Source organism: Nocardia cyriacigeorgica NBRC 100375, from assembly GCF_000308555.1.
GTDB lineage: Bacteria > Actinomycetota > Actinomycetes > Mycobacteriales > Mycobacteriaceae > Nocardia > Nocardia cyriacigeorgica.
This window is the reverse complement of sequence record NZ_BAFY01000214.1, coordinates 27,062-43,035: the sequence shown is the minus strand read 5'-3', so window position 1 is coordinate 43,035 and position 15,974 is coordinate 27,062. Positions and strand designations below refer to the sequence as shown.

At 70.9% G+C, this 15,974-nt stretch carries 1 protein-coding gene (cut by a window edge); it reads left to right on the top strand.

Annotation, left to right across the window (positions count from 1 at the left end; all coding sequences use genetic code 11):
- Positions 1 to 15,974, top strand: partial view of a non-ribosomal peptide synthetase gene (locus RJ05_RS22065; protein WP_036540198.1) — the 3' portion only. 9,364 nt of this gene lie to the left of the window's left edge; 15,974 of the gene's 25,338 nt are visible here — the last part of the coding sequence; its start codon lies beyond the left edge, outside the window; its stop codon occupies positions 15,972 to 15,974.

Genomic DNA, 15,974 nt, shown 5'->3' with positions numbered 1-15,974 from the left:
CCATTGCCTCCAACCGTGGCGCCGCCCGCACCGCCCGCCTCGACGCGGCACTGCATCGCCGCATCCAGGAGTTCGCCGCCGACCATCGCGCCACCCCCTTCATGGTGCTGCACACCGCGCTGGCGACGTTGCTCGCGCGCCTGGCCGGCACCGACGACGTCGTGATCGGCACCCCGGTAGCCGGTCGCGGTGATCAGGCGCTCGACGATCTGGTCGGCATGTTCGTCAACACCCTTGTCCTGCGGACCGAGGTGCGCCCGGACACCACCGCGACCGAACTGCTCGCCCAGGTCAGGGCAGTCGACGTGGCCGCCTTCGAGCACGCCGACGTCCCGTTCGAGCAGCTGGTCGACGCCCTGAACCCGGTGCGTTCCCAGGCCCACGCCCCGCTCTATCAGGTCGCACTGACGCTGCAGAACCAATCCAAGCCCGATCTGCGGCTCGACCGACTCGCCATCACCGCGCTCGAGGTGGATGCCGCGCCGATCCAGCTCGATCTGGACTGGACGCTGACCGACCGCTACACCGCCGACGGCACCCCCGACGGCATCGACGTCCACCTGCACTACGCGCTCGACCTCTTCGACGACGCCACCGCCACCCGCTTCCTGGCGGCGTTCGACCAGGTCCTGCGCGCCCTGGTCGACACCCCGGACGTGCGCGTCGGCGAACTCGACCTGCTCTCGCCCGCCGAGCGCGACCTGCTGCTGACCGCATGCAACGCCACCGACCAGGTGGTCCCGGTCGAAACCCTCGACGACATGCTCGCCGCCCGCATCGCCGCCACCCCCGACGCCATCGCCGTGCGGTTCGAGGGTGAGGCCCTGACCTACGCCGAGCTGGGTTCGCGGGTGAACCGCCTGGCTCGCAAGCTCATCGCGGAAGGTGCCGGTCCGGAGACCATCATCGGGCTCGGTGCGCTGCGCTCGATCGACATGCTCGTGGTGATGTACGCGATCGTGCGCACGGGCGCGGCCTACGTACCGATCGACCCCGAGCATCCGGCCGAGCGCATGGCCCACGTCATCGCCGCAGCGGCGCCGCTGCTGGTGGTGCAGGCGGGCGGTGCGCGGCTACCGGAACTCGCAGTGCCCGTGCTGGATTACGCGACGCTCGACCTGTCGAGCTTCGCCGGTGCGCCGGTCACCGATGCCGACCGCAGGCGTCCGCTGCGCCCGGACAACGCCGCCTATGTGCTGTTCACCTCCGGCTCCACCGGCCGGCCCAAGGGCGTGTCGATCTCCCATCGCGCCATCACCAACCAGTTGCGCTGGCTGGAATCCAGGTACGAGATCTCCAGCAACGATCGGCTGTTGCAGCGCGCACCGCTGACCTTCGACGTGTCGGTCTGGGAGTGCTTCTTGCCGATCGCGGTCGGCGCGCCGCTGATCGTCGCGCGCCCGAGCGGCCACCTGGACCTGGAGTACCTGGCCGGGCTGCTGCGCGAGCATCTCGTCACCTTCGCCGAATTCGTCCCGTCGGTGCTGGCGGCGCTGATCGGCGAGGGCATGGGCGACGCGCTCGCCTCGCTGCGGCACCTGCACTGCGGCGGTGAGGCGCTCACCCCGGATCTGCTGGCCGCCCTGCGCGACGGTTTCCCCGGCGCGGTGCACAACTCCTACGGCCCCACCGAGGCCGCGATCTCGGCGGTGTTCCACGAGTTCACCGACCCGGATCACGACTCCGACCGCGACGTGGCGATCGGCCGCCCGTGCTGGAACACCCGCGCCTACGTGCTGGACGCGCGGCTGCGTCCGGTGCCGATCGGCGTCACCGGCGAGCTGTATCTGGCGGGGGATCAGCTGGCTCGCGGATATCAGGGGCGTTCCGCGCTCACCGCGGAACGCTTCGTCGCCGACCCCTTCGGTGCCCCGGGACGGTTGATGTACCGCACCGGCGATCTGGTGCGCTGGAACCGGCACGGCGATCTGGTGTATCTGGGTCGCAACGATTTCCAGGTCAAGCTGCGTGGTCAGCGCATCGAGCTGGGGGAGATCGAGGCCGCGCTGACCGCCGTCGCGGGTGTGCGGAATGCGGCGGTCGTCGCGGCGCGCGATGTGTCGGGGCAGGACTGCCTGGTCGGCTACGTCAGCGGTGAGGAACTGTCGGCCGACGACGTCCTGGCCGAGGTCCGTGACCGGCTGCCCGCCTACATGGTGCCCGCGCACCTGCTGGTGCTCGACCAGATGCCGCTGACCACCGCGGGCAAACTCGACCGTAAGGCGCTGCCCGCCGTCGAGGTCACCGCCGCCGGCGCCGCCTTCCGCGCCCCGCGTGAGGGTGCCGAAACGGTGCTGGCCGCGTTGATCGCCGACCTGATCGGCGCCACCACCCCGATCGGCGCCGATGACGATTTCTTCGCCCGCGGCGGCAATTCACTGCTGGCCATGCGGCTGGTGGCGCGCGCCAATGCGGCGCTCGGTGCGGCGTTGACGGTGCGCGAGGTGTTCGAGGCGCCGACCGTCGCCGGCCTCGCGGCGCGCGTCACGACCGAGGTGACCCCGCGCCCGGAACTGGTGGCGGGCCCACGTCCGGACCGGATTCCGTTGTCGCTGGCGCAGACCCGGATGTGGCTGCTCAACCGCATCGACCCGGATTCGGCGGTCTACAACATCCCGATCACCATCCGGTTGACCGGCGAGCTGAACGTGCCCGCCCTGGCCGCCGCCCTGCGGGACGTGGTGGGCCGGCACGAATCGCTGCGCACGATCTTCCCCGCCGACGCCGACGGTCCCACCCAGGTCGTGCTCGACACCATCGCGGACGGCGAACTGGCATTGCGCCCCATCGAGGTTCCCGCAGCCGACCTGATGGAATCGGTGCTCGCCGCCGTCTCCGGTGGTTTCGACCTCCGCACCCGCATCCCGGTCCGCGCGACCCTGCTGCGCACCGCGCCCGGCGAGCATGTGCTGGCGGTCGTGGTCCACCACATCGCCGCCGACGGCGTATCGACCGCACCGCTGGCCCGCGATCTGATGACGGCCTACGCCGCCCGCACCGCGGGCACCGCCCCCGCGTGGTCGCCGCTGCCGGTCCAGTACGCCGATTTCACGCTGTGGCAGCATGCCGCCCTCGGTTCGGCCGACGACCCGGATTCCGCGCTGGCCGCCCAGATCACGCATTGGCGCGAGGAACTCGCCGGCCTGGCGCCGGTGCTGGAACTGCCCACCGATCGTCCCCGGCCCGCCGTGGCCTCGGGTCGTGGCGCGGCCGTGGAGTTCACCGTCGGCGCCGAACTGGCCGGCCGCATCAACGAAGTGGCCACTGCCCATGGTGTTTCGGCGTTCATGGTCGTGCACGCCGCCTACGCCGCACTGCTGAGCCGGCTGGCCGGGGTGGACGACATCGCCATCGGCACCCCGGTCGCCGGGCGAGCCGAAGCGGCGCTGGACGACTTGGTCGGCATGTTCGTCAACACCCTGGTGCTGCGGACCCGCGTCGACGCCGACCGCTCGTTCGCCGAGCTGCTCGCCGAGGTCCGCGCAGCCGATGTGCGCGCCTTCGCCCACGCTGAGCTGCCGTTCGAGCGTCTGGTCGATGAGCTGGATCCGGTGCGGTCGCAGGCGCATTCGCCGATCCTGCAAACCCTGCTCACCTACGAACATCATGAGCCCACCGTGCTGCGGTTGCCCGGTCTCGAGGTTTCGGCGTATCCCATCGACAACCGAGTCGCGCAGTTCGATCTCGCGCTCGAGCTGAGCGAACAGGCCGAGGCCGGCACCACCGTCCTGCGCGGAGTGCTGCGGTACGCCACCGATCTGTTCGACCGGTCGACCGCGCACTCGGTCGCCGCGCGGTTCGTGCGGGTGCTCGAGGCCGTCATCGCGGCGCCGGAAGTGCCCGTGGGCGAGATCGACCTGCTCGACGACGCCGAACGCGCCGCACTCGCCCGCTGGAACGACACGGCCCATCCGGTCGACCCAGCGGCCACGCTGGCCTCGCTGTTCGAGGCCCAGGTCGCGCGTACTCCCGAGGCAATCGCTGTCACCGTCGACGGCACTGCGTCCGGGGTCGCGAACCTGACCTACGCCGAATTCGCCGGCCGCGTCCACCGCATGGCGCGCTGGCTGGCCGACCAGGGCGTCGGCTCGGAATCGGTGGTGGCGCTGGGCATGCGCCGCTCGGTGGATCTGGTGACGGCCATGTACGCCGTCGTGGCTGCGGGCGCGGCCTACCTACCGCTGGACCCGGACCATCCGGCCGAACGCACCGAATACGTGCTCGCCACCGCCCGCCCGGTCCTCGTGCTCACCTCCGGCCTCGATCTCGATGCCGGCATCACCCGCCAGGTGCGCATCGACCGGCTCGACCTGTCGGGCTATTCCGCGCACCAGCTGACCGCCGCCGACCGCATCGGCGCGCTCACCCCCGGCAATACCGCCTACCTCATCTTCACCTCCGGCTCCACCGGTCGCCCCAAGGGCGTCGCGGTGCCGCACCACGCCATCGTCAACCGGTTGGTGTGGATGCAGGAGCAGTACCCGCTGACCGCCGGCGACACGGTGGTGCAGAAGACCCCGGCCACCTTCGATGTCTCGGTGTGGGAGTTCTTCTGGCCACTCCAGGTCGGCGCGCGCCTGGTCGTCGCCCGGCCGGACGGGCACCGCGATCCCGTCTACCTCGACCGCCTGATCCGCGAGCAGCGGATCACCGTCGCCCACTTCGTGCCGTCGATGCTGGCGGTATTCCTGGAAACTGCGAGTAGTGCGGCACTGCGCCTGCTGTTCGCCTCCGGTGAAGCCCTGCCCGCCGCTACCGCACAACGCGCCCGCGAGCTGACCGGCGCCGCGGTGCACAACCTCTACGGCCCGACCGAGGCGGCCGTCGACGTGACGTTCCACGAGGTCACCGACGACGACCTGGTCTCCGTGCCGATCGGCCGCCCGGTATTCAATACCGCTCTGCTGGTGCTCGATTCGCGCTTGCGCCGGGTGCCGCCCGGCGTGGCCGGTGAGCTGTACCTGAGCGGTGCGCAGCTGGCCTCCGGCTATGTGGCCCGGCCCGACCTGACCTCGGAGCGTTTCGTCGCCAACCCCTTCGGCGCACCCGGCGAGCGCATGTACCGCACCGGCGATCTCGTGCGCCGGCGCCTCGACGGCGAGGTGGAATACCTGGGCCGCACCGACTTCCAGGTCAAACTGCGCGGCCTGCGCATCGAACTGGGCGAGATCGAGAACGCCCTGACCGATCTGGACGCGGTGCGGCGGGCCGTGGTCGTGATGCGCTCGGATGCCCGCCTCGGCGACCAGCTGGTCGCCTACCTGGTCACGGCCGGCGAAGTCGACACCGAGACGATCCGCACCGAACTCGCCGCCGAACTGCCCGCCTATATGGTCCCTGCGGCTTTCGTCGTGCTCGACGAGTTCCCGCTGAACTCCTCCGGCAAGCTCGACCGCCGAGCCCTGCCCGCCCCGGCGTTCACCGCCGCGGCATTCCGCGAGCCGGCACCCGGCCTGGAACAGACCGTCGCCACGCTGGTCGGTGATCTGCTCGGCCTGGACCGGGTGGGTGCCGACGACGATTTCTTCGCCCTCGGCGGCAACTCCCTCATCGCCACCCGCCTGGCCGCCCGGCTCGGCGCCGAACTCGACGCCGAGATCCCGGTGCGGTTGCTGTTCGAGGCGCCCACGGTGGCGGGGCTGGCCGCGCGGGTGGCGGGGTTGCGCGGCAGCGGCGCCAAGATCGCGCCGACTCGCCGGGAACGCCCGGAGACCGTGCCGCTGTCGCTCGCGCAGCAGCGCATGTGGTTCCTCAACCGGTTCGATCCGGAGGAGACCGTCAACAACATCCCGGTCGCCATCCGGCTCACCGGCCATCTCGACACCGATGCCCTCACCGCCGCCATCGCCGACGTGGTGGGCAGGCACGAAACCCTGCGCACCGTCTACCCGGACATCGATGGCGTGGGCAGTCAGCAGGTGCTCGATCCGGCGCAGGTACCGCCCATCGTCCCCCTCGAGGTCGGATCCATCCCCGAATTCGTCGGCACCCCGTTCGACGTGACGCGCGCTGTCCCGGTCCGCATCGGCCTGGCCCAGGTCGAGGCCGGTGAGCACATCCTGGTGCTGGTGGTGCACCACATCGCCGCCGACGGATTCTCGATGGCGCCGCTGGCCCGCGATATCGCGACCGCCTACGCCGCCCGCACCGCCGGTCGCGCGCCCGGCTGGCCGGAACTTCCGGTGCAGTACGCCGATTACGCCCTGTGGCAACGCGAAACCCTCGGCGCCGAAGACGATCCGACGACGCCGGCCGCGGCGCAGCTCGCCTACTGGCAGCAGACCTTGCGTGGCCTGCCCGCCCAGCTCGACCTGCCCGCCGACCGCCCCCGTCCCGCCATCGCCTCGCACGCGGGCGCCACCGTCGGCATCGGCCTGAGTGCCGAACTCGGCGAACGCATCGCCGACCTGGCCGCCCGCACCGGCAGCACCCCGTTCATGGTGGTGCACACCGCGTTCGCGGTGCTGCTGGCCCGGCTGTCGGGCACCAGCGATATCGCGATCGGCGCACCCGTCGCTGGTCGTGGTGACGCCGCCCTGGACGATCTGGTCGGCATGTTCGTCAACACGGTGGTGTTGCGCACCGAGGTCGACGCCGCCACCGGTTTCGCCGAGCTGCTGCGCCGGGTCCGCGACCGCGACCTGGCCGCCTTCGCCCACGCCGAGCTGCCCTTCGAACGACTGGTGGAGGTGCTGGATCCACCGCGCTCGCAGGCCAGGCATCCGCTGTTCCAGGTCGCGCTGTTCTTCCAGAACCTGGAACCAGTGCGGCTGGAACTCCACGGGCTCACCATCAGCGAAGTCGACCCCGGTCACGACACGATCCGCTTCGATCTGCAACTGACCGTCACCGACGACGAATTCCGGTTCGGCTACGCCACCGACCTTTTCGACGCCGATACCGTCATCGGATTCGGCACTCGGCTGCTGCGGCTGCTGAACGCGGCGGCCGCCGAGCCGGACCGTCCGGTCGGCGATATCGATCTGTTCGCCGCCGGGGAACGCCACCGGGTGCTCACCGAATGGAACGATTCGGCGCACACCGCCTACGTCCCGGAACTGCTGCTCGACGAGTTCGAGGCGCAGGCCGCCGCGACGCCCGAGGATCGGGCGCTGGTCTACGTCCCCGATGACGGCACCCCGGCGATCACCCTCGGCTACGGCGAACTCGACAGCCGCGCCAACCGGCTGGCCCGCCACCTCATCGGTCTCGGCGTCGGCCCGGAATCCCTGGTGGCCTTGTCGATTCGCCGGTCCATCGACCTGGTGATCGCGATGTACGCGGTGGTCAAGGCGGGCGGCGCGTATGTGCCGATCGACCCGGACCATCCGGCCCAGCGCATCGCCCACATCCTCGACACCGCCCAGCCGGCCGCCCTGCTGACCACCGAACGCGACCGCATCGATGTCGGCTACCAGGGGCCGACGGTCTGCGTCGACACCGTCGAACTCGACCTGTCCGACGAGCCGATCGCCACCGATGAACGGACCGGGGTCCTGCTGCCGCAGCATCCGGCCTACGTCATCTTCACCTCCGGGTCGACCGGAAAACCCAAGGGCGTCACCGTCTCGCACGCGGCGATCGTGAACCAACTGAACTGGATGCAGGCGCAGTACCGGCTCGACGGGGACGACGTCTACCTCCAGAAGACCGCCACCACCTTCGATGTGTCGCTGTGGGGCTACTTCCTGCCGTTGCGGGTGGGCGCGACCGTCGTGCTCGCCACGCCGGACGGGCATCGCGATCCCGGCTATCTGGCGGAGACGATCGGCGAATACAGCGTCACCGTCACCGATTTCGTGCCGTCGATGCTGAGTGTGTTCGCCGCGCACGTAGAGTCCGCCGGGCTCACTCCGGCCCTGTCCACTCTGCGCACGGTGTTCGTCATCGGTGAGGCCCTGCCCGCCGAGACCGTGCGGGCCTTCGGCGCGGTGAGCACGGCCGCGCTGCACAACCTGTACGGACCCACCGAGGCGGCGGTCAGCATCACCTACCGCGAGGTCACCGGGGAGGTCGAGCGCACCGTCATGCCGATCGGCAACCCCGAATGGAACAGCCGCGTCTACGTGCTGGACGCGCGGCTGCGGCCGACGTTGCCCGGTGTCGCGGGTGAGTTGTATCTGGCGGGGACGCAGTTGGCCCGCGGCTATCACGGTCGTCCGGCCATCACCGCCGACCGGTTCGTCGCGAACCCCTTCGGCGAGCCGGGCGAACGGATGTACCGCACCGGCGATCTGGTGCGCTGGGAGCACACCGCGACCGGCGCCGAACTGGTGTATCTGGGCCGCACCGACTTCCAGGTGAAGTTCCGTGGCCAGCGCATCGAACTCGGGGAGATCGAGGCCGTGCTCGCCGCTGCCCCCGGGGTCGCGCAGGCCGCGGCCCGCGTCGCCGCGGAACACCTGGTCGGTTACGTGACCGTCCTGCCGGGCGCGACCGTCCACGAGGACGAACTGCTGCGGGTCGCGGCCGCGACGCTCCCGTCGTACATGCTGCCCTCGACGGTCATGGTGCTCGAATCCTTCCCGCTCAATGCCTCCGGCAAGCTCGACCGCGCCGCCCTGCCCGACCCGGTATTCGACCGCACCGCCTACCGCGCACCGGTCACCTCGGCCGAACGGCTGGTGGCCGAGTCCTTCGAGCCCGTGCTCGGCGTCTCGCCCGTCGGCATCGACGACGGTTTCTTCGATCTCGGCGGCAACTCGCTGTCGGCCACCCGGGTGCTGGCGCGGCTGGGGGAGCGGCTGGGCCGGCGCGTGCCGGTGCGGTTGCTGTTCGAGGCGCCCACCGTGCACGGGCTGGCGGCCCGGCTCGGCGAGGCCGGTGAGCAGGCCATCGAGTTGATCGCAGGCCCGCGTCCGGAGCGCATTCCGCTGGCGCCGGTGCAGCGCGGGATGTGGTTCCTCAACCGGCTCGATCCAGCCTCGGCCGCGCACAACATCCCGGTGGCGGTGCGCATTCGCGGCGAACTCGATACCGCCGCGCTGGTCGGAGCTTTCGATGACGTGATCGCGCGGCACGAAGCGCTGCGCACCATCTACCCCGTCGACGACGCGGGCACCGGTCATCAGGTCGTGCTGCCGGCCGAATCCGCGAACGTCGGTCTGCGTGTCGAAACCCTCGACGGTGCCGTTGCGGACCGGATCGCCGCATTCATCGGCGCCGGATTCGATGTCACCACCGAGGTCCCGGTCCGCGCCGTGCTGCTGCGGGAAAACCCCAGTACCCACGTCCTCGTCGCGGTGGTGCACCACATCGCCGCCGACGGCTATTCGATGAACCCGCTGCTGCGCGACCTGCTGGCCGCCTACCTCGCCCGCGTGCTCGACAGCACCCCGCTGTGGCCGCAGCTGCCGGTGCAATACGCCGATTACGCGCTGTGGCAGCACAACACCGTCGCCGCGGTGGCCGGCGAACAACTGGCGTACTGGACACGGACGCTGCGGGACCTGCCCGAAGAACTGGCTCTGCCGATGGACCAGCCGCGTCCGGTCGTCGCCTCCAAGCGCGGTGCGAGCATCCGGGCTCGCATCGGCGGTGAGGTCGGCGCCCGCGTGCGGGAGCTGGCGGTGCGGCACAACGCCACGCCGTTCATGGTGCTGCATGCGGCGCTCGCGACCTTGCTGGCGCGGCTGTCGGGCAGTACCGATATCGCCATCGGCACCCCGGTGGCCGGTCGCGGCGCCGCGGCGCTGGACGATCTGGTCGGCATGTTCGTCAACACCCTGGTGTTGCGCACCCGCGCCGACCGCACGCTCACCTTTGCCGAACTGCTCGACCACACCCGCGAGACCGACCTGGCGGCCTTCGCCCATGCCACCGTGCCGTTCGACCAGGTGGTCGACGCGCTCGGCGTCGAACGCTCCCAGTCCCGGCATCCGCTGTTCACGGTGGCGCTGAACTACCTGAACACCGGGTCCGGGACCTTCACCGTGCCCGGCCTGGAGCTGACGCCGGTGCCGTTCGACGAACCGGTGGCCCGCTTCGATCTCCAGTTCACCGTCGCCGCCGAACCCGACGACGACGGCCACCTCGGCGTCGAGCTCGACTACGCCACCGACCTGTTCGACCGCAGCACCGCCGCCGGACTGCTGCGCCGCTTCGGCCGCCTGCTCGGTGTGCTGACCGCCGACCCCGACCGCCCCATCGGCGCGGCCGAACTGCTCGCCCCGCTCGAACGCGCGCAACTGCTGGCCCGCCGCGGTGCGGCGCCGGTTCCGCCGTGCACGCTGGCCCAGCTCATCGCGAGCGCCGTCGTCGCCGATCCGGACGCCGTCGCGGTCGTCGCGGGTGATCGGGAACTGACCTACCGGGCCATGGACGAGCAGTCCTCGCGGTTGGCACGGCTGCTCATCGCCGCGGGTGTCGGTGCCGAAGACGTGGTGGCCGTGGCCATCGCGCGATCGGCCGAGTCGATGCTCGCGGTATGGGCGGTGGCCAAGACCGGCGCGGCCTTCGTCCCGGTCGATCCGACCTATCCCGCCGAGCGCATCACCCACATGCTGGCCGATTCCGGGGCCGTGCTCGGCCTCACCACACTGGCCGCGCGCGCGGACCTGCCCGGCGACGTCGAGTGGCTGGTGCTCGACGCCCCCGACACGGCCACCCGGCTGTGGCAGGCCAGTCCCGCGCCGATCGCCGCGACCGAACTGGTGCGCCGCGTGCGGGTCACCAACCCGGCCTGGATGATCTACACCTCCGGGTCGACCGGGCTGCCGAAGGGTGTGGTCGCGACGCAGGAGGGCATCGCCGGAGTCGCGGTGGCGCAACGGGATCGGTACCAGGTCACCTCGGACGCGCGGGTGCTGCACGTCGCCTCACCCAGTTTCGACGCCTCCATGCTGGAACTGCTGCTCGCGCTCGCCGCGGGCGCGACCCTGGTGATCGCCCCGGCCGGCGTGTACGGCGGCAGCGAACTGACCGCGCTCATCCGGGACCAGCGGGTGAGCCATGCGTTCCTCACGCCGGCCGTTCTGCAGACGCTCGATCCCGCCGAACTCGGCTGCCTGGTCCGGCTGACGGTCGGCGGCGAGTCGTTCGGCCCCGATGTGGTGCGCCGCTGGGCCGACGAGAACCGCCAGTTCTTCAACACCTACGGCCCGACCGAAACCACCATCATCACCACGATCAGCGCGCCCATGCGGCCCGGCGACCCGTTCGATATGGGCACCCCGATCCACGGCATGTCCGCGGTGGTGCTCGATGAACGACTCCAGCCGGTGCCGGTGGGTGTCACAGGTGAGCTGTATCTACGCGGTCCGGGCCTGGCCCGCGGCTACCACGCGCGGTCGGCGCTGACCGCACAGCGATTCATCGCCGACCCCTATGGTCCCGCCGGTGGACGGCTGTACCGCACCGGCGATCTGGTGCGCTGGACGACGTCGGGCGCGATCCAGTACGTCGGCCGCTCCGACCAGCAGGTGAAGGTGCGTGGGTTGCGCATCGAACTCGGTGAGATCGATGCGGTGCTGGCCGCCCATCCGAGTGTGGAATACGCCGTCACCGTGGGTCATACCGATAGCGCGGGCACGGTGTCGCTGGTGTCCTACGTCGTCGCCGCTCCCGGCCGGACCATCGACACCGCCGCCCTCACCGCCCACGCCGCCAAGTCGCTCACCGCCTACATGGTGCCCAGCGCGATCATGGTGCTCGACGAGCTCCCGCTGACGCCGGTCGGGAAACTGGACCGGAAGGCCCTGCCGGAACCGGAGTTCCGCACCGCGGAGTTCCGCGCGCCGAGCACGGACACCGAGCGCACAGTAGCGGCCGTCATCGCCGCAGTGCTCGATGGCGAATCGGATTCCGTAGGCCTAGATGACGACTTCTTCGCCCTCGGTGGAAACTCCCTCACCGCAACCCAATTGGCCGCCCGCCTCGGCAGCGCGCTCGGCGTCTCCGTCGGCGTCCGCACGATCTTCGAGAATCCGACGGTCGCCGCCCTCGCTGCCGTCCTCGATGACGCCCGGGGCAGCGCCGAACCGGCCCGTCCGGTGCTGGCCCGCCGCACCGACGACGGCCCGGTCCCGCTTTCGCTGGCCCAGCAGCGCATGTGGTTCCTCAACCGCCTGGACCGCCAGTCCACCGCCTACAACATCCCGCTGGCCGTGCGGCTGTCCGGTGCGCTCGATATCGCGGCCCTCAATGCCGCCGTCACCGATGTGGTGCAACGCCATGAGGTGTTGCGCACCGTCTACCCGCAGCGACCGGACGGTCCGGTGCAGGTGGTGTTGCCGATCGAGCAGGCGGGTACGCCGGTGCTGGCGCCGATCGCGGTGACCGCCGACGATCTGGGCGCCGCCGTCGCGGATTTCGTGGGCGACGGTTTCGACGTCACCGATACCGTGCCGATCCGCGCCCGGCTGCTCGCCCTCGGCCCGAACGAGCACGTGCTGGTCGTGGTCGTGCATCACATCGCCGCCGACGGGTCCTCGCTGGCCCCGCTGGCCCGCGACGTGATGCTCGCCTACGCCGCCCGCAAACACGGCGCCGCACCCGACTGGGCGCCGCTGCCCGTGCGGTACGCCGATTACAGCCGCTGGCAGCGTGAACTGCTCGGCAGCGAGGACGATCCCGGCTCGCTGATCTCCCGTCAGCTCGCCTACTGGACCGAGGCGCTGGCCGGGCTACCCGCCCAGCTGGCCCTGCCGACCGACCGGCCGCGTCCCGCCGTCGTCTCCACTCAGGGCAGGCACCTCGATTTCAGCATCGACGCCACCCTGCACGCCCGGCTCACCGAACTCGGCCGCGACGCCGGCGCCACGCTGTTCATGGTCACCCACGCCGCGTTCGCGGTGCTGCTGGCCCGGTTGTCGGGCACCACCGATATCGCGGTCGGCACACCCGTCGCCGGACGGGGTGAGGCGGCGCTGGACGAGGTCGTCGGCATGTTCGTCAACACCCTCGTGCTCCGCGCGCAGGTCGAACCGGGCGCCGGTTTCACCGATCTGCTCGACCGCGTCCGCGCCACCGACGTCGCCGCCTTCGCCCACGCCGACGTCCCCTTCGAGCGGCTGGTCGAGGTGCTCAACCCGGAACGCTCCACCGCCCGGCATCCGCTGTTCCAGGTCGGATTCTCCTTCCACAACCAGGTCGAAGCCGATTTCGCGCTCGACGGATTGACCGTCACCGCAGCCGATTTCGACTCCGAAGTCGCCCAGTTCGATCTGCACCTGGTGGTCACCGACCGCTACCACGCCGACGGCACCCCCGCCGGTATGGCGGCCTCGCTCACCTACGCCACGGCGCTGTTCGACGAATCCACCGTCGCCGGGTTCGCGGGCAGGCTGCACCGGTTGCTCACCGCGATCTGCGCGGCCCCGCAGACGCCGGTCGGTGATCTCCCGCTGCTGGATCCCGCCGAATCCGAACGCGTCCTGCGGGTCTGGAACGCGCCCGAGCACGAATTCGCGCCCACGCTGCTCACCACGGCCTTCGAGGCGCAGGTGTCGCGCACACCCGGCGCGATCGCGCTGCTCACCGCCGACACCGCCCTCACCTATGCCGACTTCGGCGCGAGGGTCAACCAGCTCGCCCGGGTGCTCATCGGCCGCGGCGTCGGGCCGGAAACGCTGGTAGCGGTGGCGATGCCGCGCAGTATCGACCTGCTGATCGCGCTGTATGCGGTGGTGACGGCCGGCGGCGCCTACGTCCCGCTCGACCCGGCGCATCCGCGGGAGCGCACGGCCGCGGTCCTCGCGGCGGCCGCACCGGCACTGGTCCTCACCTCGGGCCGCGCGCCGATGCCGTTGCCGGAGGCGATCGAGACTCCCGTGCTCGACATCTGGGACGCCGGCGTCCGCGCGGCCGCAGCCGGACCGGTCCGCGCGCACGAGCGCCGGTCCCCGCTGCTGCCGTCCAACACCGCCTACGTCATCTTCACCTCCGGCTCCACCGGCATCCCCAAGGGCGTGGCGGTCCCGCACGCGGCGGTCGCGCATCAGCTCGACTGGATGCAGGCCGAATACGCACTCGGCGTGGGCGACGCTGTGCTGCAACTGACCTCGGCCGCGTTCGACCTGTCGATCTGGGAGCTGTGGTGGGCCACCCGCACCGGCGCCCGCATCGTGCTCGCCCCGCACGGGTCCCAGCGCGATCCGCATCGGGTGCTCGACGTGATCGACCGCGCGGCGGTCACCACGGTGACGCTGGTGCCCTCGTTGCTGGCCATGCTGGCCGAGGCCGCGGGTGACCGTCCGCTGCCCGCCTCGCTGCGCAGGCTGCTGGTCATCGGTGAGGCCCTGCCCGCGGCGACCCTGGACCGGATCGCGGCGAGTACCGACGCGCGCATCGACAATCTGTACGGCCCCACCGAGGCGGCGGTCTCGGTGACCCGGTTCCGTACCGAGCGCGGCACCCGCGCACCGATCGTGCCCATCGGCACCCCCGAATCCGGCAACCAGGTGTACGTGCTGGACGACCGGCTGCATCCGGTGCCGGCCGGGGTGAGTGGCGAGCTGTATCTCGGCGGCGCCCAGCTGGCCCGGGGCTATCAGCACCGTCCGGACCTGACCGCCGAACGGTTCGTCGCCAACCCGTTCGGTGCGCCCGGCAGCCGCCTCTACCGCACCGGCGATCTGGCGCGCTGGAATGCCGACGGCGATCTGGAATACGTGGAGCGCCGCGATTTCCAGGTCAAGGTGGGTGGGTACCGCATCGAGCTTGCCGAGATCGAGCACGCGCTGCGGTCGCGGCCCGAGGTGGCCGACGCGATCGTGCTCGCCCATCGCGGCGACGGTGACAATGCCATGCTGGTCGGCTATTTCACCGCCGACGAGCCGATCGTCGAAGCCGAATTGCGCACCGCGCTATCGCAATTGCTGCCCAGCTACATGGTTCCGGCCGTGCTGATGCAGCTGCCTGCCTTGCCGCTGACCGCCAACGGCAAGGTCGACCGCAACGCCCTGCCGCGCCCCTCGGTCGGCTCCCGGGCGTTCCGCGCGCCGGTTACCGAGCTGGAACGCACCGTCTGCGAGGTTTTCGGCGACGTGCTCGGAAAGGTGGGCGCCCGTATCGGCCTGGACGACAACTTCTTCGAGCGCGGCGGCAACTCGCTGCTGGCAACCCGCCTGGCCGCACAGCTCGCCGACGCCCTCGGCGAGCAGATCCCGGTCGTCTGGCTGTTCTCCGCCCCCACACCGGCCGGGCTCGTCACCCAGATCGCGAACCGCCGCGCCGGACGTGGACGCATCGACGCCGAGGCCGCCTTCGACGTCCTGCTCCCGCTGCGACCCGGCGGCGCCCGCGAACCCTTGTTCTGTGTGCATCCGGTGGGTGGCGTGGCCTGGTCCTTCGCCGGCCTGGCCGCGCACATCGAACCGGACCGCCCGCTCTACGGGCTGCAATCGCCGGTGCTCGGTTCCGAGGAACCGCAAGCCGGTTCGATCGAGGAATGGGCCCAGCGCTACGTCCGTGAGATCCGCGCCGTGCAGCCGGAAGGCCCCTATCACCTGCTGGGCTGGTCGCTGGGCGGTGTGCTGGCCCACGCCATCGCGGTGCTGCTGCAAGACCAGGGCCAGCATGTCGCGACCCTGGCCATGATGGACAGCGCGCTGATCGCCGAGGTCGACACGACCGCACCGATCCCGGTGGCCGAACTGCTCGGCGGCCTGCTCGGCGACACCGCCGACCGCGAGCTGGACCGCGACCAGCTGGTGGATTACCTGTCCGAGCTGCCGGAACCGTTCGCCTCCTTCGGCGCCGACCGGCTCACCCGGGTCCTGGATTCCGGTGCGGCCTCGCTGCGCCTGATCGCCCGCTACCACCCGCGCCCCTACAAGGGCGAGCTGGTGTATTTCACCGCCGCGGCCGACGACCCCACCGGCGCCAACGGCGCCGCCACCTGGTCCGACGCCGTCGACGGCACCGTCCACAACCACTCCGTCCAGACCACCCACTGGCGCATGACCACCGATGCCGCCCTGGCTCGCATCGGCCACGTCCTCACCAGTCGCTGGACCGACCACGACCGCGCATAA